The organism is Lacisediminimonas profundi, assembly GCF_008831265.1.
In the GTDB taxonomy this organism is placed as follows: Bacteria; Pseudomonadota; Gammaproteobacteria; order Burkholderiales; family Burkholderiaceae_D; genus Lacisediminimonas; species Lacisediminimonas profundi.
The window spans coordinates 80123-100673 of record NZ_VTTH01000002.1; the positions used below are offsets into that span (position 1 = coordinate 80123).

Genomic DNA, 20551 nt, shown 5'->3' on the forward strand with positions numbered 1-20551 from the left:
GAGCGCCGAAGCAGGCCGGCGTCGTGGCTGCTTATCCGCAGCAAGAGCGACAAGAGCCGATCGACCCTATGGCTCCCTCCCTTTCAATTCAACACAACCGGCGCCATCTGCGCGCCGCTCATCCCCGGCATCGCCAGCTCGAGCTCCCACTGCGCCGTCTTCACACCGTCCTGCAATAGCTTGCAAAATCCATGCAACACCCGGTCCGAAAAGGCGATTTCGAAACGCTTGCCGGCAGTGTCGATGAATTCGATGCGGACCGGCTGGTTTGCCTTCAGGTGAAAGTTGGCCGTAGTGACCAGCAAGGGCTCGGCACCGAGTGGATATTCCTGTGCGGTATCTTCGAACTTGGCGGCAAAACCGCCACGCCGGACGTTGTCATTGATCGAGGCTTCATGTGCCATGCCCACGATTTCGCGCTTGGCGTGCTGTGCCTGCGGCTGCTCCAGCGTTACCTTGGTTTCCAGCGCCCGCAGTATGCCCGGCCACAGGCGGATCAGTATGCGGCGCGTAATCCATGCCCGGACTTCATGCAGGGCCTTCTGTTCAGTACGGAAGGTCGCGCGCAAAAGCAGGCGGTCCTGTTCCTGGTTATAGGCGACTTGAAGCTGGTGCAGTTCCATGAGCTGTCCCGCCAGCGGGACAAATCCTTTCTTGAAATTCCGTCATGCATCCCTAGATGCATGAGAGATGAATCCTTTTGGGAGTGCAAGAATGCGCGTTGATAAGTTCACAACAAAATTGCAGGAAGCGCTGGCCGATGCCCAAAGCCAGGCCGTGGGCAATGATAACCAATACATAGAGCCGGTGCACATGCTGGCGGCGCTGCTGAATCAGGAAGACGGCAGTGCACGTTCGCTGTTGCAGCGCGCGGGCGTCAATGTTGGTGGCCTGCAAAAAGAGCTCAAGCTGGCTGCGGAACGCTTGCCAAAGGTCAGCGGCACCGGTGGCCAGGTGCAGCTCGGGCGTGACCTGCTTGGCCTGCTGAACCTGGCCGACAAGGAAGCCCAGAAGCGTGGCGATCAGTTCATCGCCAGCGAAATGGTGTTGCTGGGACTGGCCGACGACAAGTCGGATGCCGGCCGCGTGGCACGCGAACAGGGGCTGACCCGCAAGGCGCTGGAAACCGCGATCGAAGCGGTGCGTGGTGGAGCGGGCGTGAATTCCGCCGAGGCCGAAGGCCAGCGCGAAGCCCTGAAGAAATACACGACGGACCTGACCGAGCGGGCGCGCAATGGCAAGCTCGATCCGGTGATCGGGCGCGACGATGAAATCCGGCGCGCGATGCAGGTATTGCAGCGGCGCACCAAGAACAACCCGGTGCTAATCGGCGAGCCGGGCGTTGGCAAGACCGCAATCGTGGAAGGGCTGGCCCAGCGCATCGTCAATGGAGAGGTGCCGGATAGCCTGAAGAACAAGCGCGTGCTGTCGCTCGACATGGCGGCCCTGGTGGCGGGCGCAAAATATCGCGGCGAGTTCGAGGAACGTCTGAAGTCGGTGCTGAAGGAGCTGTCGCAGGACGAGGGCCAGACCATTGTTTTCATTGACGAACTGCACACCATGGTCGGCGCCGGCAAGGCAGAAGGCTCGATGGACGCCGGCAACATGCTCAAGCCGGCACTGGCGCGCGGCGAACTGCATTGCATAGGCGCCACCACGCTGGACGAATACCGCAAGTATGTCGAGAAGGATGCCGCGCTCGAGCGCCGTTTCCAGAAAATCCTGGTTGGCGAACCCAGCGTGGAGGCAACCATCGCCATCCTGCGTGGCCTGCAGGAGAAATATGAGGTCCATCACGGGGTCGAGATTACCGACCCCGCCATTGTGGCGGCCGCCGAGCTTTCGCACCGGTACATTACCGATCGCTTCCTGCCGGACAAGGCGATCGACCTGATCGACGAGGCCGCGTCGAAAATCAAGATCGAAATCGACTCCAAGCCGGAAGTCATGGACAAGCTCGACCGCCGCCTGATTCAGCTCAAGATCGAACGCGAGGCAGTCAAGAAAGAGACCGACGAGGCTTCGCAGAAGCGTCATGGCCTGATCGAGGATGAGATCGCCCGTCTGGAGCGCGAATACGCCGACCTGGAAGAGATCTGGAAGGCCGAGAAGTCATCGGTCCAGGGCACCACGGCGATCAAGGAAGAGATCGAAAAGATCCGCCAGCAGATGGACGAGGCGCGCCGCCGTGGCGACTGGCAGAAAATGTCGGAACTGCAGTATGGCCGGCTGCCTGAACTGGAGAGCCAGCTGACGCAGGCTGACAGCAGCGAAAAGAAGGCAGCCACCGGCAAGCCGAAGCTGCTGCGCACCCAGGTCGGCGCCGAAGAAATTGCCGAGGTGGTGTCACGCGCGACCGGCATCCCGGTCTCGAAAATGATGCAGGGCGAGCGCGACAAGCTGGTCCACATGGAAGAAGAACTGCACAAGCGGGTGGTGGGGCAGCACGAAGCCATTACCGCGGTGTCCGACGCCATCCGTCGCTCGCGCGCGGGCTTGGGCGACCCGAACCGGCCGTATGGTTCGTTCATGTTCCTCGGCCCGACCGGCGTCGGCAAGACCGAGTTGTGCAAGGCGCTGGCATCGTTCCTGTTCGACACTGAAGAGGCAATGATCCGTATCGACATGAGCGAGTTCATGGAGAAGCATTCCGTGTCGCGCCTGATCGGCGCGCCGCCCGGCTATGTCGGCTACGAGGAAGGCGGCCACCTGACAGAAGCGGTACGCCGCAAGCCGTACAGCGTGATCCTGCTGGACGAGATCGAGAAAGCGCATCCGGATGTATTCAACGTCCTTCTGCAAGTGCTGGACGATGGCCGCATGACCGACGGACAGGGCCGCACGGTGGACTTCAAGAACACCGTGGTGGTGATGACGTCGAACCTGGGTTCGCACAAGATCCAGTCGATGGAAGACAGCGATCCGGCGTTGGTGAAGATGGCGGTGATGGCCGAGGTGCGCGGGCATTTCCGGCCGGAGTTCATCAACCGCATCGACGAGATCGTGGTGTTCCATGCGCTCGACGAGAAGCAGATCGGCTCGATCGCCAAGATCCAGCTGGCAGTGCTGGAGCAACGCCTGGCGCGCATGGAGATTGGCTTTACCATGTCGACCGCCGCACTGCAGAAGATCGCCGAGGCGGGATTCGATCCGGTGTATGGCGCGCGGCCGCTCAAGCGCGCGATCCAGCACGAGATCGAGAACCCGCTGTCGAAGGCGATCTTGCAGGGCAAGTTCGGACCGAAGGACGTGATCAAGGTCGATGTGACCGGCAGCGAACTGGTGTTCGAGAAGGCGCAATAAGGTGCAATAAGGTGCAATAAGCCACAGGCTGTTTTGCAGCAGGGAAGGGGAGGCCAGCGGCCTCCCTTTCTTTTCTGGAATACACTATGCGCTCAAATACAGCGCGGTGATTCCATGTCTGCACCTTTGCCAATCAGCACCATCCGCCAGGATGCCAATGTCATCGGCCTGGTTGCCGCGGCCCATACCACCTCCCATTTTTTCCACCTGCTGCTGCCATCGCTGTTTCCCTGGCTGAAGGACGCATTCAACGCGTCCTATGTCGAGCTGGGGCTGCTGGTGACGATATTCTTCATCGTGTCGAGCGCAGTCCAGTTCTTTGCTGGCTTCGTGGTCGACCGGCTCGGTCCCCGGGACGTGCTTTACTTCGGCCTGACCTGCCTTGGTCTGTCGGCACTGGTGCTGGCCAGCGCACACCACTATGCCGTGCTGGTTGCCGGCGCAGTGCTGGCCGGCGTCGGCAACGGCGTATTTCATCCGGCCGACCTGACCCTGCTCAACAAGCGGGTGTCGCCGCAACGGCTTGGGCACGCATTTTCGATGCACAGCGTGTCCGGCACCCTGGGCTGGGCGCTGGCGCCGGCATTGCTGGTGCCGATCGCCGCTGCCACCGACTGGCGTATTGCTCTGGCCTGTGCCGGCGCTGTGCCGCTGGCCGTGCTTGCGCTGTTGCTGGTGTTTCGCGGCCAGTTGCATACCGAGGCCGCGCGCGATGCGCTGGCGCCGGCAAAGAAAGCCGGCACGCCTGCTGTGCAAGCAGGCTCCAGCCTTGGTTTCATGCGCGAGCGGGGCGTGTGGCTGTGCTTCGGCTTCTTTTTCGTGATCGCCGTTGCGCTGTCCGGCGTCAAGAGCTTTTCGATACCCGCGCTGGGCGAGCTGTTCGGCATGTCGCTGACAGCGGCCACCACTGCGTTTGCGGCCTACATGCTGGCGTCCGCTACCGGAACCGTGCTGGGCGGTTTCGTCGCATCGGGAACGGCAAGGCATGACCGGACCATCGCGCTGGCGCTAGGCGCATCGGGCGCCATGTCGCTGGTGATCGCAGGCGGAATTGCCGCGCCGTGGCTGGTGCCGCTGTTGATGGCGGCGGTCGGCTTCGGCGCCGGCCTGAGCGCGCCCTCACGCGACCTGCTGATACGCGGCGCGGCGCCGAAAAATGCAACCGGGCGCGTCTACGGCGTCGTGTACTCCGGACTGGATGTCGGCTTTTCCCTCGGGCCGCTGGCCTTTGGCCTGTTGATGGATGCCGGCAGCCCTGCGGGCGTGTTTGTCGTGATCGGACTGTTCCAGATGGCGGCGGTGCTGACCGCGCTTGGGGTCGGCGGCCATAGCGGGGCCGCCGCGCACAGGGCAAGCGCATAAGGGGATAAGCGGGTGAGGGGATAAGGGGGTGAGGGGATGGGCGGTCGGGTACCACCCATCGCGCATTCGGCTTCCGCCTAATGGCGATGTCGGTGATGCAGGTCGGGATAGTGCTGATGCTCATGCACCAGCGCGTCATGGTGATGACGGTGCGTGTGAGGCTCGCGGCCATCCCATTCAAACTCATGCGTGTGCTGGTGATGTTCGTCATGGACATGCGGATGCGTGTGGTCCATCGCCTCGTGCCGGTGGCGGTGCGCATGCCGCTCCGTCAGGTGCAGCCACAGGCCTGCCGCCATCAGCGCGCCGGCGATCCAGAACAGCAGTGGCGGCTGTTCACGGAACAGCAGCAACGAGAAGGCCGCGCCGACAAAAGGCGCGGTCGAAAAATAGGCACCGGTCCTGGCAGTGCCCAGTCCGCGCAGTGCGATCACGAACATCACCAGGCTGACGCCATAGCCTGCCAGTCCGATCCCCGCGATCAGCAGGATGGTTGGCGCAGCCGGCCATGATGCGCCGGTCCATGCGGCAATTCCCACATTGACCAGGCCCGAGACCAGTCCCTTGATCGCCGCGATCTGCACCGCATCGTTGCCGGATATCTTGCGGGTCAGGTTATTGTCCAGCGCCCAGCACAGGCAGGCCGCGACAATCAACAGCGGCCCGCTGCGAACCTGCGCGCCGCCGGTAGCAGTGGGAGACCAGGCCAGCAGGCCGCCGGCCGCAACGATGAGCAGCATGCCGATCAGGATCCTGCGGTCGAATTGCTCCCGGAACACGAACCATGCGAGCACCGCGGTCAGTACGGCTTCCATGTTGAGCAGCAGTGATGCGCTGGCGGCATCGGTCATTGCCAGGCCGTACATCAGCAGCACCGGGCCGGCGATCCCGCCGGACAGCACCGCCAGTCCCAGCCAGGGCAAGTCCGCGGCAGCGATGCTGGCAGTCGGTTCCCCCGTGCCGATCCAGCGTCGGGCGACCATCCAGCAGGTCAGCCCGACTCCGCTTCCCAGATAGAGCAAGCCGGCCACCAGCACCGGCGATGTGTCGCCGAGTACCGACTTCGCCAGCGGCGCACTGGCGCCAAACAGCGCCGCAGCAATAAGGGCGTACAGGACAGCGCTTGGCATTTGCTCAGGAAGGCTCCCTTGAACGAGAACACCAGCATGCCTGAATCCGGCGCCAATTTCACGTCACGAAGTCGGCATTCCGTAATGCGGGATGGTCGTGTGCGCAGCGTCATCACGCATTCCCGAATCGAGAGAAATCATTCCGTAATAAGAAATGCGAATGTTAAGCCATTGAATATTAATGAAAAAAAATCTGTCATATGTCTTATATAAGACTGTGTTGCTTTGCAATAGGGCGGGCTACCATGTTTTCAACAACACGAGTTCCTGAACCCTTCAACACTTCAACACTTCATCACTTCATCACTACTTGAGGAGAAACAGCATGGCAACCAGACAAGAACAGATCCGCGCGTTGGAAACCGACTGGGCAGAAAATCCGCGCTGGAAAGGCGTCCAGCGCAGCTACTCTGCGGAAGACGTGGTCAAGCTGCGCGGCTCCGTGCAAATCGAGCACACGCTGGCGCGCCGTGGCGCTGAAAAGTTGTGGGATTTGCTGAGGACCGAGCCCTTCGTGAACACGCTCGGCGCGCTGACCGGCAACCAGGCGATGCAACAGGTCAAGGCCGGCCTCAAGGCAATCTATCTGTCCGGATGGCAGGTGGCCGGAGACGCCAATTCGGCCGGCGAGATGTATCCGGACCAGTCGCTCTATCCGGTCAACTCGGTGCCGCAAGTGGTCAAGCGCATCAACAACACCTTCCAGCGTGCCGACCAGATCCAATGGTCCGAAGGCCGCGGCGACATCGATTATTTCGCACCGATCGTGGCTGACGCGGAGGCTGGCTTCGGCGGCGTGCTCAACGCGTTCGAGCTGATGAAGGCCATGATCGATGCGGGTGCCGCCGGCGTCCACTTCGAAGACCAGCTGGCATCCGTGAAAAAATGCGGTCACATGGGCGGCAAGGTCCTGGTGCCGACCCGCGAAGCGGTCGACAAGCTGAATGCCGCCCGCCTTGCGGCCGACGTGATGGGCGTCCCGACCCTGTTGATTGCCCGTACCGATGCGGAAGCGGCCGACCTGCTGACCTCGGACGTCGATCCGATCGACCGCCAGTTCTGCACTGGCGAACGGACCGTGGAAGGCTTCTTCCGCGTCAGGCCAGGACTGGATGCTGCGGTCGCGCGCGCCGTCGCCTATTGCCCCTACGTTGACCTGGTCTGGTGCGAGACCGGCAAGCCGGATCTTGCTTTCGCCAAGGCATTCGCCGATGCCGTCCATGCGAAATTTCCCGGCAAGATGCTGGCCTATAACTGCTCGCCATCGTTCAACTGGAAGAAGAACCTGGATGATGCGACGATCGCCAAATTCCAGCGAGAGCTGGGCGCGATGGGCTACAAGTTCCAGTTCATCACGCTGGCCGGCTTCCATTCGCTGAACTACTCGATGTTCAACCTGGCCTATGGCTACGCGCGCCAGAACATGACAGCATTCGTCGAGATGCAGGAGGCGGAGTTCGCTGCTGCCGACAAGGGCTTCACCGCCGTCAAGCACCAGCGTGAAGTCGGCACCGGCTATTTCGACGCGGTGTCACAGGCGGTGCAGCAGGGGCAATCATCGACGACGGCATTGCATGGCTCGACCGAAGACGAACAGTTTTTCGAAGCCAAGGATGGCGGCAAGGACAGGAAGGCGGCCTGATCCTCGCCAGGCGTGGAGGAGACACCGCCAGAAAGTTAAAAAAGGCGACAGAGGGGAGGGCCGCACTCGAAAGGGTGCGGCCCTTTTCATTTCGGCATCGGAATGCGGCGATTTTCAAGCCAGCCGACCACTGGCTGCCGGGCGCTTGTTACAATCGTGCCCTGTCGCGTTCGCACACCGCCGAACTTGTCGGCGAATTGTCCGCGCTCACCGCGACAGCCGGCGTCACCACTACGCCTATCCAAGGAAAACGATGTTCAGCTACCGCCACGCCTTTCACGCCGGGAATCATGCAGATGTGCTCAAGCACCTGGTTCTCACCCAGTTGATCGATTACATGGTGCAGAAGGAAGGCGCCGTCATGTTCGTCGACACCCATGCCGGCGGCGGCATTTATGCGCTCGACAGCACCCAGGCCACCCGCAACGCGGAGTACAAGACCGGCATCACCCGGATCTGGGACAAGAAGGAGAAAGAACTGCCTGCTGCCGTCGGGCGCTACCTCGAGGTGATCCGCAGTTTCAACAGCGACGGCCAGTTGCGCGCTTATCCCGGCTCTCCTTTCATCGCGGAAAAACTGCTGCGTCCGCAGGATCGCTTGCGCTTGTTCGAACTGCATCACAACGAGAGCAAGATCCTGACCGAAAACCTGCGCAAGCTGGAGGCGCAGTCGACGTCCAGCGGCCGCGGCAAGCGGGTGATGGTGGAAAGGGATGACGGTTTCGCCGCCCTCAAGGCATTGCTGCCGCCGCCATCGCGGCGCGGGCTGGTCCTGATCGACCCGCCCTACGAGGACAAGAACGATTACCGGCGCGTGAAGGATGTGCTGGAGGATGCGATTGCCCGCTTCCCGACCGGCACCTATGCCGTCTGGTACCCGATCCTGCGCCGCATGGAATCGCGCCAGCTGCCGGAACGCCTGAAGCGCCTGCCGGGCAAGGACTGGCTGCATGTCACGCTGTCGATCAGCGAGCCATCCCCGGACGGCTTTGGCCTGACCGGCAGCGGCATGTTCGTCGTCAATCCGCCGTGGACGCTTGAAACGCAATTGCGCGAACTGATGCCGTCCCTGACGACCATGCTGACGGCCGGACCCGGCGCCAGCTTCGTGGTCGAGTCCGGCGCGCCGGTCACCGGTGTCGGCGCTCGGCGCGGTCGAAGCTTGCCAAGCCAGGAATGAACAAGGCATTCGTCAAGGAAAGCGACGAGGATGATGACGACGGCGATGTCCTGCCCCAGATTCCGGCCGGTACTCGCAACTACATCACCCCGGCCGGGTATCAGCGGATACGGGAAGAGCTGCTTCAGCTGATCGATGTCGACCGGCCCGAGGTGGTAAGGATCGTCCACTGGGCGGCCTCCAATGGCGACCGCTCCGAAAATGGCGACTACATCTACGGCAAACGCCGCTTGCGCGAGATTGACCGCCGGATACGTTTCCTGACCAAGCGCATGGACCTGGCCGAGATTGTCGATCCCAGCGCCCATCATGGCGGCGACCAGGTCTACTTCGGCGCCACCGTTACCTATGCGACCCGGAATGGCGAAGAACATACCGTCACCATCGTCGGCATCGACGAGATCGACCCATTGAATGGCAAGATCAGCTGGATTTCGCCGGTTGCCCGGGCGCTCACGAAAGCGCGGGAAGGTGATGTGGTGACGCTGCAGACGCCGGCTGGCGTGGATGATCTGGAGATACTGTCGGTGAGTTATCCGGCGCCGGTGTGAGGCGGGGCGACGGAAACTGATTCCTGGCGTAGCGCGACGCACGCAAAGAACGCTACCTCCCCTTGAAAGGGAGGGAGCATTCGTGGCGTGCGCCGGTCTTCGCGAAGAATCAGAATGTGAGGAACCGACGCTGGTGATCCGCCCCTACGCCCGCTCGCGAACAATACGAGCCACCGACGGAATCTGGCGGACGTTGCGCATCAGGCGCGCCAGGTGGACGCGGTCTTCCACTTGCACTGTGAAGCGCAGTTGGGTCATCTTCTGGTCGCGGTCTTCGTCCATGCCGACGAAGATGATGTTGGCGTCGGCTTCGCCGATTTCAGCGGCAACCCGCGCCAGCACGCCTTTCACGTTCTGCACCAGCACCTTGATGCGGCAGTCGAAGCGGCGGTGAAGGTCGGTTGACCACTTGACGTCAGTCCATTGCTCAGGCTCCTTGGAGCGCTGGCGCTTGGCGATGTCACAGTCCGACGCATGAACGGTCAGGCCCTGGTCGCGGCGCAGGTGGCCGATCATCTTGTCCCCTGGAATCGGCAGGCAGCAGGGCGCGAGCTGGACTGCGATTCCTTCGGTGCCGTTGATGACGACGGGTTCGAGACGCTGCGCCAGCGGCCGGCCGTCTGAACCGCCTTCGGCAACCGCGGAAAGATCATGCTCCGACAGTCCGAAGATATGGCGGGCCACCAGGGCCGCCATGCGCTTGCCCACGCCGATGTCGGCATACAGCTCATCCAGCGATTTGGCGCTGGACTCGTTGAGCAGGCGGTCGGCCAGCGCATCCGGTATCGACGGATTGAGATTGAGCGCGCTCAGCGCCTGCGCCAGCAGCTCCTGGCCCAGTGCTATCGACTCGGGCAGGTTGATGGTGCGCAGGTGGTGGCGGATCGCGGAACGCGCCTTGCCGGTACGCACGAACGCCAGCCAGGTCGGGCTGGGGCGCGAGGTCGGCGAGGTCACGATCTCGACAATGTCGCCGTTGCGCAGTTCGGTACGCAGCGGCGCGTGTTCGTGATTGATCTTCGACGCGATCGCACAGTCGCCAATCGCGGTGTGGATGGTGTATGCGAAGTCGAGCGCCGTTGCGCCGCGCGGCAGGGCGATGATGGTGGACTTGGGAGTGAACACATAGACCGAGTCCGGGAACAGGTCGACTTTCACATGTTCCAGGAATTCGGCAGAGTCGCCGGTCTGCTTTTGAATGTCGAGCAGGGACTGCAGCCAGGCGTGCGTGCGCTGCTGCAGGTCGCCGACGTTGCCTTGTTCGTTCTTGTACAGCCAGTGCGCCGCAACGCCGGACTCGGCGACGCGGTGCATCTCCTGCGTGCGGATCTGGAATTCCACCGGCGTGCCATACGGACCGATCAGCGTGGTGTGCAGCGACTGGTAGCCGTTGAGCTTCGGAATCGCGATGTAGTCCTTGAACTTGCCCGGCATCGGCTTGAACAAGGAATGCAGGGTGCCGAGGGCGACATAGCAGTTGGCAAAGCTGTCGACCACGATCCGGAAGCCATACACGTCGAGCACCTGCGAGAACGACAGGTGCTTGCTGCGCATCTTGCGGTAGATGCCGAACAGGGTTTTTTCCCGGCCGTAGACCTGGGCCGGTATGCCTGCGGCGTCCAGCGTGTTCTTTACCGATTCCAGGATCTTGGTCACCACCTCGCGGCGGTTGCCGCGCGCGGACTTGACCGCCTTGCCGAGGGTGCGGTAGCGCACCGGATACAGGTGCGCGAATGCAAGGTCCTGCAGTTCGCGGTACAGGGTATTGAGGCCGAGCCGGTGCGCGATCGGCACATAGACGTCCATCGTCTCGCGCGCGATACGACGCTTCTTCTCGCTGGACATGAAGTTCAGCGTGCGCATGTTGTGCAGCCGGTCGGCCAGCTTGATCAGGATCACGCGCACATCGCGCGCCATGGCCAGCAGCATCTTGCGGAAGTTCTCCGCCTGCATCTCTATCTGGCTCTGGAACTCGAGCTTGTCGAGCTTGGAAAGGCCGTCGACCAGGCTGGCGACCGGCGCGCCGAAGCGCTCGATCAGCTCATCCTTTCGCACGTCCTGGTCTTCCATCACGTCGTGCAGCAGCGCTGCCATGATGGCTTGCACATCGAGCTTCCAGTCGGCGCATATTTCGGCGACAGCGATCGGATGCGAAATGTAGGGCTCGCCCGATTTGCGCATCTGTCCGAGATGCATCTCGTCGGAGAAGCGATAGGCTTCCTTTACCTTCTTCATGTCCGATGCGGACAGGTACTCGCTCAGCTTGGCGACTAGTGCGGTAACGGATGCGACGCCGGGGGCCGGCGCAGGTTCGGAAGGAGTGGGGTTGCTGGCGTGCCGATCAGACCCGCGCCGCCGTGCCGGGGGCGTTAACAGAGTGGGATCTGCAGGGGTCAGATTCATACGATTGACAGGCCAGCCTCATGACAATTTCGTTTGGAAAGAAAAGTCAGATTGGTACTTTTTTCAGCATTTCGATACCGACCAGTCCGGCGCCGATTTCGCGCAGGGCCAATACGGTCGCCTTGTCTTTTGCGTCGACTTTCGGCGTGTGTCCCTGCAGCAGTTGGCGGGCGCGGTAGGTTGCGCACAGCGTCAGCTGGAAACGGTTAGGAATGTGATCCATGCAATCTTCAATCGTGATACGGGCCATTTGTACTCCGGTGATTCGAATTTTAGGTTGGGTTTGCGTGTATGCCCAGCAGCGCGAACAGCGCGGCATTGCGCGAGGACTGTTGGGCGAACCGGCAACGGGTTGCCTTTACGATAGCAACCAGCTCTGACAAAGCGGTGGCAAACTCCTGATTGATAATAACATAGTCAAACTCGGGGGCATGGGCCATCTCCCCGCCGGCAGCCAGCAGCCGGCGAGTGATGACCTGCTGATCGTCCTGTCCTCGCTTGCGCAATCTTTCCTCGAGAGCTGCAATCGACGGCGGCAGGATGAATATGCCGACCGCACCAGGAAACTGTTTTCGCACCTGTTGCGCACCCTGCCAGTCGATCTCCAGCAGCACGTCGGTGCCAGCCTGCATCTGGTCAGCGATCTGTACCCGCGAAGTGCCGTAGTAGTTCCCGTGCACTTCTGCAGACTCCAGGAATTCGCCGGCGTTCCGCCGGGCGATGAATTCTTCGACCGGAATGAAAAAGTATTCGCGCCCGTGCTGCTCGCCTGGCCGCGGCGGGCGGGTGGTAAATGAAATCGAGAGCCTGATTCCGGACTCTTGCTCCAGCAGCGCATTCACCAGTGTGGACTTGCCCGCGCCCGAGGGTGCGGCAACAACGAACAGGCTGCCCGATGGGCCGGGAGTCAGCGGCGATTGTGGCGTGGTCATCGGCGGCTCCGTCTATTCGAGGTTCTGGACCTGCTCGCGCATCTGCTCGATCAGCAGCTTGAGCGCCATCGCCGCGTCCGACAAATCTTTCAGCGCGGCTTTCGAACCGAGCGTGTTCGCTTCGCGGTTGAGTTCCTGCATCATGAAGTCGAGCCGCTTGCCGGTCTGGCCGCCCTTGGCCAGAATGGCGCGAGTCTCGGCCAGGTGGGCCGCCAGGCGCGTCAGTTCTTCTGCCACGTCCATCCGCACCGCGTACAGCGTCACTTCCTGCCGTACCCGCTCCATCGCTTCGTCCCGCAAGCTTCCCTGGGTTGACGCGGAAAGCGCCTCCTGCATGCGTTCCACTGCTTTCTGCTGGAATTGCGCGATTGCCTGCGGCATCAGCGGCGTGATGCGGGCAACGATCTTTTCCATTTCGTCGACGCGCGACAGCAGCATGGCCTGCAAGGCAGCGCCTTCGCGCTGGCGCGAATCGACGAAGCCGCGCATGGCATCGGCCAGCACGGCGTTGAGTTCGGCCTGCAGGCTGTCCTGGCTGGCCTGGGCTTCTTCGACCACGCCCGGCCAGCGCAGCAGTTCGGCCACGGAAAGCGTCGCAGCATCAGGGAAGGCCTTGCGGATCTCGCCCTGCATCTGCATCAGGGTCGCGAGCAGTTCGGCATTCAGTGCCTGGCTGCTGCCTGCGGCCTTGCGGCCAAAGCTGACCCGGCACTCGACCTTGCCACGCGCCACGCGCTGGATGATGGCTTCGCGCAACGCCGGCTCGAACGCGCGGAGGTCGTCATTGATGCGAAACTGGAGGTCCAGAAAGCGCGAATTCACGCTTTTCAGCTCAATGGTGAGAGTGCCATGGCCGCTTTCGCGGCTGGCTACTGCGTAGCCGGTCATGCTGCTGATTGTCAAATTATGTCCTCGGTTTCTTCTTTACAAAACGGGGGGTGTCCGACAAAATCCGTCAGTCATACGGAGGCTTGCGCATGCGCCGCGAGCTGTCAGTCATGTGGCAACGCCGCCAGGACTGCGCAACAGGGAAGCACGGAAAAAAATTATGGCAGCGCAAACCAACGCACCACTGCCGGATGGTCTGGACATCGCCGGATACCGCATTGTAAAGAAGATTGCATCGGGTGGGTTCAGTATCGTCTACCTCGCCCACGACGAGGACGGCAATGCTGTCGCCATCAAGGAATACCTGCCGAGTTCGCTGGCGCTGCGCCAGCCCGGCGAGTTGCAGCCGATCATCGCACCGGAGAATCTGCCGGTGTTCCGCATCGGGCTCAAGTGCTTCTTCGAGGAGGGCCGCGCCCTGGCCCGGATCTCCCATCCCAACGTGGTCAGCGTGATTAATTTTTTCCGCGCCAACGAGACCGTGTACATGGTGATGGCCTACGAGTCCGGGCGCTCGCTGCAGGACCACATCCTGCGCCGGCGCGACAAGGGCGACAAACCGCTGGTGTCCGAGCGCTTCATCCGCAAGATGTTCGGCCAGGTGACGAACGGCCTGCGCGAAGTCCATGCCAACAAGTTGCTGCACCTTGACCTGAAGCCGGCCAACATCTATCTGCGCATGGACGGCACGCCGATCCTGCTCGACTTTGGCGCTGCCAGGCAGACATTGCGCGAGGACAGCCCGAAGCTCTATCCGATGTATACGCCCGGATTCGCCGCGCCCGAGTTGTACCAGCGCAACGGCAGCCTCGGTCCCTGGACCGACATCTACGGCATTGGCGCGTCGATGTTTGCGTGCATGGTCGGCGCACCGCCGCAACCGGCTGACCAGCGCAAGGTAAATGACCGGATGGACACGCATTTCGAGAAGCTGAACGAGGTTTATTCTCCCGGACTGATCAAGGTCATACGCTGGTCGCTGATGATGGATCCGCTGCAGCGCCCCCAGAGCGTCTTCGCGCTGCAGAAAGCCCTGCAGCAGGACGATTCAGGAGCGCCCACCCAGGTGAAATCCGGCCCGCGACTGTTCGACACGATCCGTGCGGCGTTCGGCCTGTCCCCGCGGCGGCCGCGGATAGCCCCTTCGCACACCACGACGCAAGACAATTCCCGCTAGAGACGACAGCCAATCATGAGATTCTCGGTATATCAGGAAAGCCATACAGGTGGACGCCAGAATAACCAGGACAGGATGGGGTATTGCTTTACCCGCGACGCGCTGCTCCTGCTATTGGCTGACGGCATGGGCGGTCACATACGCGGCGAGGCGGCGGCGACCATCGCACTGCAGACCATCAGCTCAATGTTCCAGGAGCAGGCACGTGATCACCTGCCTGATCCGGAAGCTTTCCTGGAGCAGAGCATGCTGGCAGCCCATAGGGAGATCCATCGCTACCGGGCACTGAACAATCTGCCTGAAACTCCGCGCACCACCATGGTTGCCTGCCTTGTGCAGAGCGGCCAGGCAGTATGGGCGCACTGCGGGGATTCGCGTTTGTACTGGATGCGAAACGGCGAGATCCTGGCACGCACCAAAGACCATTCCCGACTGGAAATGCTGATAGCGCAGGGGCGGGCTGATGAAAGCGAACGTTCCACCCATCCGGACCGCAACAAGCTGTTCAACTGCCTCGGCGCACCGTCGCAGCCGCTGATCGACGTGTCGCGGCGTGCTGCGCTGCAGCCCGGCGATGTGCTGCTGTTATGCTCGGATGGACTGTGGTCCACGCTGGATGACACCATCCTGGTTCGGTCCTTGCGCGAGAGCACGGTGATGCGTGCGGTGCCGGACATGGTGCGGGGCGCAGCCCGCATCGCCGGCAAGAAAGGCGATAATGTGACGGCGCTTGCCGTCACCTGGGAGGGTGCCAGTGTCGACGACCTTGCCAATTCCACCACCATCCTGACCGACGCCTTACCGGCCGGCACGGTGACCACGACGATCCAGGCCCCCCGTCATGCGGACCTGGAAGGGATCGACGTGTTCAGCGACGCCGAGATCGAAAAAGCGATCGACGAAATTCGCGGAGCGATCGAAAAATCCAACCGCATCACACACAAGAGCTAGCCTGCACATGAATGAATTGCGACCGAGCGGCCGCGCCGCCGACGCCTTGCGCCCGGTGCGCATCACCCGCCATTACACCCGTCATGCCGAGGGTTCGGTGCTGATCGAATTTGGCGATACCCGCGTGCTCTGCACCGCCAGCATTGATGAAAAAGTGCCGCCGTTCCTGAAAGGAAAAGGGCAGGGCTGGATGACTGCCGAATACGGCATGCTGCCGCGCTCCACCCATACCCGCATGGACCGTGAGGCGGCGCGCGGCAAGCAGTCCGGGCGGACCCAGGAAATCCAGCGGCTGATCGGGCGTTCCCTGCGCGCGGCATTCGACCTTGGCGCATTGGGCGAACGCACCCTGCAACTCGACTGCGACGTGATCCAGGCCGATGGCGGCACCCGCACCGCCGCAATCACCGGCGCCATGGTGGCGGCATACGATGCCTGCTCGCGGCTGGTGACTGATGGCAAGCTGGCGCGCATCCCGCTGCTGGAGTTCGTCGCAGCCATATCGGTCGGCGTGTATCGCGGCACGCCGGTGCTCGATCTGGATTATCCGGAAGACTCCGGCTGCGACGCTGACATGAATGTGGTGATGACGGAAGCCGGACATTTCGTCGAAGTGCAGGGCACTGCTGAAGGCGCGGCCTTCGACCGCGCCACCATGAACCGGATGATGGACCTGGCCGAGACCGGCATTGCCGAGCTGATCCGCCTGCAAAAGGCCGCACTGGGCCTGCGCTGAGATGGCGAACGTTTTGGTGCTGGCATCCAACAACGCCGGCAAGCTGAGGGAATTCGACCAGTTGCTGCGGCCGCTGGGATTCGAACTGCATCCACAGGGCGAGTTCGGCGTCAGCGAGGCCGAAGAGCCGCACTGCACTTTCCTCGAGAACGCGCTGGCCAAGGCGCGTCATGCGTCTGCGGCGACCGGGCTGCCGGCGCTGGCCGACGATTCGGGCGTTTGTGCCAACGCCCTCGGCGGCGCGCCCGGCGTACTATCCGCGCGCTACGCCGGCGAGCCGAAATCCGATGCGCGCAACAACCGGAAACTGGTCGATGACCTGCTGCCGCATGCCGACAAATCGGCCTATTATTACTGCGTGCTGGTGATGGTGCGCCATGCCGGCGACCCTCAGCCCATCATTGCCGAAGGACGCTGGGACGGCGAGATAGTCGCCACGCCGCGCGGAAACGGCGGCTTCGGATACGACCCTCATTTCCTGTTGCCGGCGCTGGGCCGGACGGCGGCCGAGCTGGACGCAGCGCAGAAGAACCAGCTTTCGCATCGTGGCCAGGCATTGCGGATGCTTGTGGAAAAATTGCGATGATTCCGATCAAGCCAGTTTTACCCGATACGCCGGCTCCATCCGCGATGGGCACGGTGCAGGCCTATATGCAGCCCGGCTTGCTGAACCTGCCGGTGTTGCCGCCGCTGTCGCTGTACGTGCATTTTCCGTGGTGCGTGCGCAAGTGCCCTTACTGCGATTTCAATTCGCATGAAGCAAGCGGCGCATTGCCGGAAGCCCAATACCTGCAGGCCCTGCGCGCTGACCTGGAAGCAGCCTTGCCGCTGATCTGGGGCCGCAAGATCTACACGATCTTCATCGGCGGCGGCACGCCCAGCCTGATGTCCGCTGCCGGACTGGATCGCCTGATGTCGGATATCCGCAGTCTTTTGCCCCTCGATGGCGCTGCGGAAATCACGATGGAAGCCAACCCGGGGACATTCGAAGCGGAAAAATTTCGTTCCTACCGTGACAGCGGCATCAACCGGCTGTCGGTCGGCATCCAGAGCTTCAATCCCCGGCACCTGAAGGCGCTGGGCCGCATTCATGACGATAACGAAGCCCGGCGCGCGGTCGATATCGCCGCCAGCAACTTCGACAATTTCAACCTCGACCTGATGTTTGCGCTGCCCGGGCAGACGCTGGACGAGGCCAGCCAGGACCTGGCCACCGCGCTCTCCTTCGCGCCGCCCCATCTGTCCCTGTACCACCTGACGCTGGAGCCGAACACGGTATTCGCGAAGTATCCGCCGGTGGTGCCGGACGAGGACGCCAGCGCGGAAATGCAGGACCGGATCGAAGCCGAGCTGCAGGCCGCCGGCTACGGCCATTACGAGGTATCGGCATACGCCAGGCCGGGCCGGCGCGCCCGGCACAACCTGAACTACTGGGAATTCGGCGACTACCTTGGCATCGGCGCCGGTGCCCATTCCAAGCTTTCGTTCCCGCATCGGATCGTGCGCCAGGCGCGCTACAAGCAGCCGGCGTCCTACATGGAGCAGGCGTTGCGTGGCAATCCTATTGCAGAGTCGAACGAAGTAGGGCGGCGCGAACTCGGCTTCGAGTTCATGCTCAATGCGCTGCGCCTGTCCGACGGCTTTGCGGTCAACCTGTTCAGCGAAAGGACCGGGCTGCCGATCACGGCGATCGATGCCCAGCTCGACGAGGCAGAGCGCCGCGGGATGTTGCTGCGCGACCACCAGCGCATTCGTCCGACAGAGCTGGGCCAGCGCTTCCTGAACGACTTGCAGCAGATATTCCTGGCGGAGTGAACCGGCTGTATCGGCAGTCTGTTTTGCCGCTGGTGGCGAGTCGATGGCATAATTGCGTTCTTGTGCGGAAATGGCACAAAGGAAGAGTGGCAGAGTGGTCGATTGCACCGGTCTTGAAAACCGGCGAAGGGAAACCTTCCGTGAGTTCGAATCTCACCTCTTCCGCCACGTATTACAAAAAAGGCCCATCGGGCCTTTTTCAATTTTCAGCGGAAGAAGTGACGTCCCTGCGGACGTCACGGGTGAGACTCGAAGGGCCGGGCGTGCAAGCCCGGCAGCGGCCTGCGGGATGTAGGCGAATCTCACCTCTTCCGCCACGTATTACAAAAAAGGCCCATCGGGCCTTTTTCAATTTTCAGCGGAAGAAGTGACGTCCCTGCGGACGTCACGGGTGAGATTCGAAGGGCCGGGCTTGCAAGCCCGGCAGCCCTGGAAAGTTGACTATCCTCGTCCGGGTCGGGATTCTTCGATTACGTAATCCAGGAAAGCCCGAACACGCAACGATGTCCTGTGCTGTTGCGAATAGATGGCATAGATATCGGCATCCGGGCTGTCATAGCCAGGGAGCAGTTGCACAAGCTGCCCGGTTTTCAGATACTTTTGCACATCCCACTCGGCCCTCAGCAGGATGCCGTGCCCATCCAGTGCCCAGCTGACGGCAACACCGCCATCGTTGGTGGTGAAGTTGCCTCGAATTCTCACGCTCTCTACCAATTCGGGATTGTTCTTCCCTTTCCCCTTGGACGAAAAACGCCAGATCCCATAGGCTTCGTCTCCTTGCCGGATACCTATGCAGTTGTGCATAGCCAGGTCGTTCGGCGTCTTGGGCTCACCGTATTTCTTCAAGTACGCTGGCGACGCAACAACCACCCTGCGATTGGCCGCGATGAAGCGGGCAATCGAGCGGGAATCAGGTGGATTGCCAAACCTGAAGCAGACGTCGTAGGCGTCTTCGCCGCTGGGCGGTGGGTTGACGGACAGCTGCAACTGGATATCCACCTTGGGATATTTGCGGACGAAGCCGGAAATCAACGGCGCAATATGGTTGCGCCCAAACCCCAGGGTGGCATTGACGCGCAACAGGCCTTGCGGGGCCACGGTAGCCCCCCAGAGTTGATCTTCCATCTCCTCGATATTGCCCAGGATCTTGCGGGCGTATTCCAGGTAGATCTCACCCTCCGGCGTCAGGCTCATGCGGCGCGTTGTGCGGTTGATCAGCGGCGTGCCAAGACGCGCTTCCATCTGCGACAGATGCCTGCTGACTGCGGCGGGGGTCACACCCTCTTCGCGAGCGGCCTTGCTCAATGAGCCCGCATTGGCCAAGGCGAGGAAAAACCCCAGGTCTGCGGGATGAATTAGCTTGGCCATTATTGTTAACTCAAAGTTAAAGATACTTTAATAAACGCGCCGAATTTTAATCTCAAAGGACAATATAGTTCAAGCCATCCAATACCCAAAGGTTGAGGAAGCCTGATCATCAAGGAGACAAAAATGGCATATAAATTCATCAAACCAGTTCTTGCTGCTGTGTTGTGCGGCGTCGCTGGATTTGCTTCGGCCCAAGCTTGGCCCACTAAAAACGTCACGATCGTTGTTCCCTTCCCCGCAGGTGGAACAACCGACGTGCTGGCGCGCGCAGTCGCTACCAAACTGTCGGTGGCCATTGGCCAACCCGTCATCATCGACAACCGGCCTGGTGCCGGGGCAACGCTTGGCGCGGCCCTTGTTGCCAAGGCGCCAGCAGATGGGCATACCTTGTTGATGGGCGCGGTCCACCATACGATCGCAAGCAGTGTCTACAAGAACCTGCCGTACAGCTTCGAGAGAGATTTTGCCCCCGTGACCACGGTGGCCTTGGTTCCCAATATCCTGGTTACGGGCAGCAAGTCCCCGTACAACAGCGTGAAAGAGCTTGTTGCAGCGGGCAAGGCAAGCCCCGACAAGATCTCGTATGGATCGAACGGTAACGGCACGGCGCAACACATGATCGGGACACAGTTCCAGGTCGAAACCGGCGCCAGGATTCTTCATGTTCCCTACAAAGGCAGCGCCCCGCTGACCACGGACTTGTTGGGTGGACAGGTCGATATCTCCTTTGACACGATTACGCCCGTGCTGCCCTTCATCAAGGAAGGCAAGCTCAAGCCACTGGCCGTGACGACCGCCAAGCGCTCATCCACCTTGCCCAATGTGCCCACGCTCCAGGAGGCAGGCATTCCGAACATTGCCATTGGCACCTGGTTCGGGCTGCTGGCTCCTGCCGCCACGCCCCAGACCGTGGTCGCGCGCCTGAATGCCGAGGTGGTGAAGATCATCAATTTCCCCGAATTCAAGAAGCAGATGTTCGACATCGGGGCCGAGCCAATTGGCAACAAGCCCGAAGAAATGGCCAGGCAGATCAAGGAGGAAACCGCCAAGTTTTCGCAGTTGGTCAAGGCCGGCAATGTCACCGTCAACTAAGCCAGACACGGATTACCAGGA

Annotated in this window: 18 protein-coding genes and 1 tRNA gene; 12 read left to right on the plus strand and 7 right to left on the minus strand. The window is 61.6% G+C overall.

Annotation, left to right across the window (positions count from 1 at the left end; translation table 11 throughout):
• Positions 1–83 precede the first annotated feature (83 nt).
• Positions 84–623 carry a hypothetical protein gene (locus FVE66_RS05995; protein WP_151446517.1) on the minus strand — a complete coding sequence of 180 codons (540 nt, stop codon included), beginning with the start codon at positions 621–623 and terminating at the stop codon, positions 84–86.
• Positions 624–714: 91 nt separating this feature from the next.
• Between FVE66_RS05995 and clpB the strand changes: the two genes are divergently transcribed.
• A complete protein-coding gene (clpB, locus tag FVE66_RS06000) occupies positions 715–3303 on the plus strand; it encodes an ATP-dependent chaperone ClpB (RefSeq protein WP_151446518.1) in 2589 nt (862 codons plus the stop codon).
• Between the two features lie 114 nt (positions 3304–3417).
• Positions 3418–4665 carry an MFS transporter gene (locus FVE66_RS06005; RefSeq protein WP_151446519.1) on the plus strand — a complete coding sequence of 416 codons (1248 nt, stop codon included), beginning with the start codon at positions 3418–3420 and terminating at the stop codon, positions 4663–4665.
• Positions 4666–4742: 77 nt separating this feature from the next.
• Here the strand turns inward: FVE66_RS06005 and FVE66_RS06010 are convergent, their stop codons facing one another.
• Positions 4743–5795 (minus strand): DMT family transporter, encoded by a 1053-nt coding sequence (locus FVE66_RS06010; protein WP_151446520.1) that lies wholly within the window; start codon positions 5793–5795, stop codon positions 4743–4745.
• A 325-nt stretch (positions 5796–6120) separates the two neighbouring features.
• Between FVE66_RS06010 and aceA the strand changes: the two genes are divergently transcribed.
• The 3 genes from aceA (at position 6121) to greB (ending at position 9168) form a co-directional block, all read left to right on the plus strand.
• Complete coding sequence (aceA, locus tag FVE66_RS06015) at positions 6121–7437, plus strand: isocitrate lyase (protein ID WP_151446521.1); 1317 nt, start codon at positions 6121–6123, stop codon at positions 7435–7437.
• A 253-nt stretch (positions 7438–7690) separates the two neighbouring features.
• Positions 7691–8617 carry a 23S rRNA (adenine(2030)-N(6))-methyltransferase RlmJ gene (locus tag FVE66_RS06020; RefSeq protein WP_151446522.1) on the plus strand — a complete coding sequence of 309 codons (927 nt, stop codon included), beginning with the start codon at positions 7691–7693 and terminating at the stop codon, positions 8615–8617.
• Complete coding sequence (gene greB, locus FVE66_RS06025; protein WP_151446523.1) at positions 8614–9168, plus strand: transcription elongation factor GreB; 555 nt, start codon at positions 8614–8616, stop codon at positions 9166–9168. Before FVE66_RS06020 ends, greB begins: the two co-directional genes overlap by 4 nt.
• Positions 9169–9312: 144 nt before the next feature.
• On the opposite strand, the gene FVE66_RS06030 is transcribed toward greB, so the two are convergent.
• The 4 genes from FVE66_RS06030 to FVE66_RS06045 are packed head-to-tail and all read right to left on the minus strand — an operon-like array spanning position 9313 to position 13391.
• Positions 9313–11571: a RelA/SpoT family protein gene (locus FVE66_RS06030; RefSeq protein ID WP_151446524.1), complete on the minus strand. Its 2259-nt coding sequence runs from the start codon at positions 11569–11571 to the stop codon at positions 9313–9315.
• Positions 11572–11617: 46 nt separating this feature from the next.
• Positions 11618–11821 (minus strand): DNA-directed RNA polymerase subunit omega, encoded by a 204-nt coding sequence (rpoZ, locus tag FVE66_RS06035; protein WP_151446525.1) that lies wholly within the window; start codon positions 11819–11821, stop codon positions 11618–11620.
• Between the two features lie 22 nt (positions 11822–11843).
• Positions 11844–12503, minus strand: coding sequence for a guanylate kinase (gene gmk, locus FVE66_RS06040; RefSeq protein WP_151446526.1), 660 nt, complete (start codon positions 12501–12503; stop codon positions 11844–11846).
• 12 nt (positions 12504–12515) lie between these two features.
• The gene (locus FVE66_RS06045; protein ID WP_151447211.1) at positions 12516–13391 is read right to left on the minus strand and encodes a YicC/YloC family endoribonuclease; all 876 of its coding nucleotides are present in this window, start codon (positions 13389–13391) and stop codon (positions 12516–12518) included.
• Positions 13392–13551: 160 nt separating this feature from the next.
• Here FVE66_RS06045 and FVE66_RS06050 point away from each other — a divergent pair, with 160 nt between their 5' ends.
• The 6 genes from FVE66_RS06050 to FVE66_RS06075 all read left to right on the plus strand — a co-directional run bounded on the left by FVE66_RS06050 (position 13552) and on the right by FVE66_RS06075 (position 18238).
• A complete protein-coding gene (locus tag FVE66_RS06050) occupies positions 13552–14568 on the plus strand; it encodes a serine/threonine protein kinase (protein ID WP_151446527.1) in 1017 nt (338 codons plus the stop codon).
• Between the two features lie 15 nt (positions 14569–14583).
• Positions 14584–15519 carry a PP2C family protein-serine/threonine phosphatase gene (locus tag FVE66_RS06055; protein WP_151446528.1) on the plus strand — a complete coding sequence of 312 codons (936 nt, stop codon included), beginning with the start codon at positions 14584–14586 and terminating at the stop codon, positions 15517–15519.
• Between the two features lie 7 nt (positions 15520–15526).
• Complete coding sequence (gene rph / locus FVE66_RS06060; RefSeq protein ID WP_151446529.1) at positions 15527–16255, plus strand: ribonuclease PH; 729 nt, start codon at positions 15527–15529, stop codon at positions 16253–16255.
• Position 16256: 1 nt separating this feature from the next.
• Positions 16257–16841 carry an RdgB/HAM1 family non-canonical purine NTP pyrophosphatase gene (gene rdgB, locus FVE66_RS06065; protein ID WP_151446530.1) on the plus strand — a complete coding sequence of 195 codons (585 nt, stop codon included), beginning with the start codon at positions 16257–16259 and terminating at the stop codon, positions 16839–16841.
• Entirely contained in the window at positions 16838–18070 is a 1233-nt protein-coding gene (hemW, locus tag FVE66_RS06070; RefSeq protein ID WP_151446531.1) for a radical SAM family heme chaperone HemW, read from the plus strand. Before rdgB ends, hemW begins: the two co-directional genes overlap by 4 nt.
• Positions 18071–18150: 80 nt before the next feature.
• Positions 18151–18238, plus strand: a tRNA-Ser gene (locus tag FVE66_RS06075).
• Positions 18239–18511: 273 nt separating this feature from the next.
• On the opposite strand, the gene FVE66_RS06080 is transcribed toward FVE66_RS06075, so the two are convergent.
• Entirely contained in the window at positions 18512–19438 is a 927-nt protein-coding gene (locus FVE66_RS06080) for a LysR family transcriptional regulator (protein WP_151446532.1), read from the minus strand.
• Positions 19439–19561: 123 nt separating this feature from the next.
• Here FVE66_RS06080 and FVE66_RS06085 point away from each other — a divergent pair, with 123 nt between their 5' ends.
• The gene (locus FVE66_RS06085) at positions 19562–20530 is read left to right on the plus strand and encodes a Bug family tripartite tricarboxylate transporter substrate binding protein (protein WP_151446533.1); all 969 of its coding nucleotides are present in this window, start codon (positions 19562–19564) and stop codon (positions 20528–20530) included.
• Positions 20531–20551 lie beyond the last annotated feature (21 nt).

What these genes read in the sequence shown, in the direction of transcription:
- FVE66_RS06045 (WP_151447211.1), bottom strand. Translation starts at nt 13,391, where the DNA reads ATGACCGGCTACGCAGTAGCCAGCCGCGAAAGCGGCCATGGCACTCTC.
- clpB (WP_151446518.1), top strand. Translation starts at nt 715, where the DNA reads ATGCGCGTTGATAAGTTCACAACAAAATTGCAGGAAGCGCTGGCCGAT.
- aceA (WP_151446521.1), top strand. Translation starts at nt 6,121, where the DNA reads ATGGCAACCAGACAAGAACAGATCCGCGCGTTGGAAACCGACTGGGCA.
- FVE66_RS06030 (WP_151446524.1), bottom strand. Translation starts at nt 11,571, where the DNA reads ATGAATCTGACCCCTGCAGATCCCACTCTGTTAACGCCCCCGGCACGG.
- greB (WP_151446523.1), top strand. Translation starts at nt 8,614, where the DNA reads ATGAACAAGGCATTCGTCAAGGAAAGCGACGAGGATGATGACGACGGC.
- FVE66_RS06020 (WP_151446522.1), top strand. Translation starts at nt 7,691, where the DNA reads ATGTTCAGCTACCGCCACGCCTTTCACGCCGGGAATCATGCAGATGTG.
- FVE66_RS06080 (WP_151446532.1), bottom strand. Translation starts at nt 19,438, where the DNA reads ATGGCCAAGCTAATTCATCCCGCAGACCTGGGGTTTTTCCTCGCCTTG.
- hemW (WP_151446531.1), top strand. Translation starts at nt 16,838, where the DNA reads ATGATTCCGATCAAGCCAGTTTTACCCGATACGCCGGCTCCATCCGCG.
- gmk (WP_151446526.1), bottom strand. Translation starts at nt 12,503, where the DNA reads ATGACCACGCCACAATCGCCGCTGACTCCCGGCCCATCGGGCAGCCTG.
- FVE66_RS06050 (WP_151446527.1), top strand. Translation starts at nt 13,552, where the DNA reads ATGGCAGCGCAAACCAACGCACCACTGCCGGATGGTCTGGACATCGCC.
- FVE66_RS06055 (WP_151446528.1), top strand. Translation starts at nt 14,584, where the DNA reads ATGAGATTCTCGGTATATCAGGAAAGCCATACAGGTGGACGCCAGAAT.
- rdgB (WP_151446530.1), top strand. Translation starts at nt 16,257, where the DNA reads ATGGCGAACGTTTTGGTGCTGGCATCCAACAACGCCGGCAAGCTGAGG.
- FVE66_RS06010 (WP_151446520.1), bottom strand. Translation starts at nt 5,795, where the DNA reads ATGCCAAGCGCTGTCCTGTACGCCCTTATTGCTGCGGCGCTGTTTGGC.
- rpoZ (WP_151446525.1), bottom strand. Translation starts at nt 11,821, where the DNA reads ATGGCCCGTATCACGATTGAAGATTGCATGGATCACATTCCTAACCGT.
- rph (WP_151446529.1), top strand. Translation starts at nt 15,527, where the DNA reads ATGAATGAATTGCGACCGAGCGGCCGCGCCGCCGACGCCTTGCGCCCG.
- FVE66_RS05995 (WP_151446517.1), bottom strand. Translation starts at nt 623, where the DNA reads ATGGAACTGCACCAGCTTCAAGTCGCCTATAACCAGGAACAGGACCGC.
- FVE66_RS06085 (WP_151446533.1), top strand. Translation starts at nt 19,562, where the DNA reads ATGGCATATAAATTCATCAAACCAGTTCTTGCTGCTGTGTTGTGCGGC.
- FVE66_RS06005 (WP_151446519.1), top strand. Translation starts at nt 3,418, where the DNA reads ATGTCTGCACCTTTGCCAATCAGCACCATCCGCCAGGATGCCAATGTC.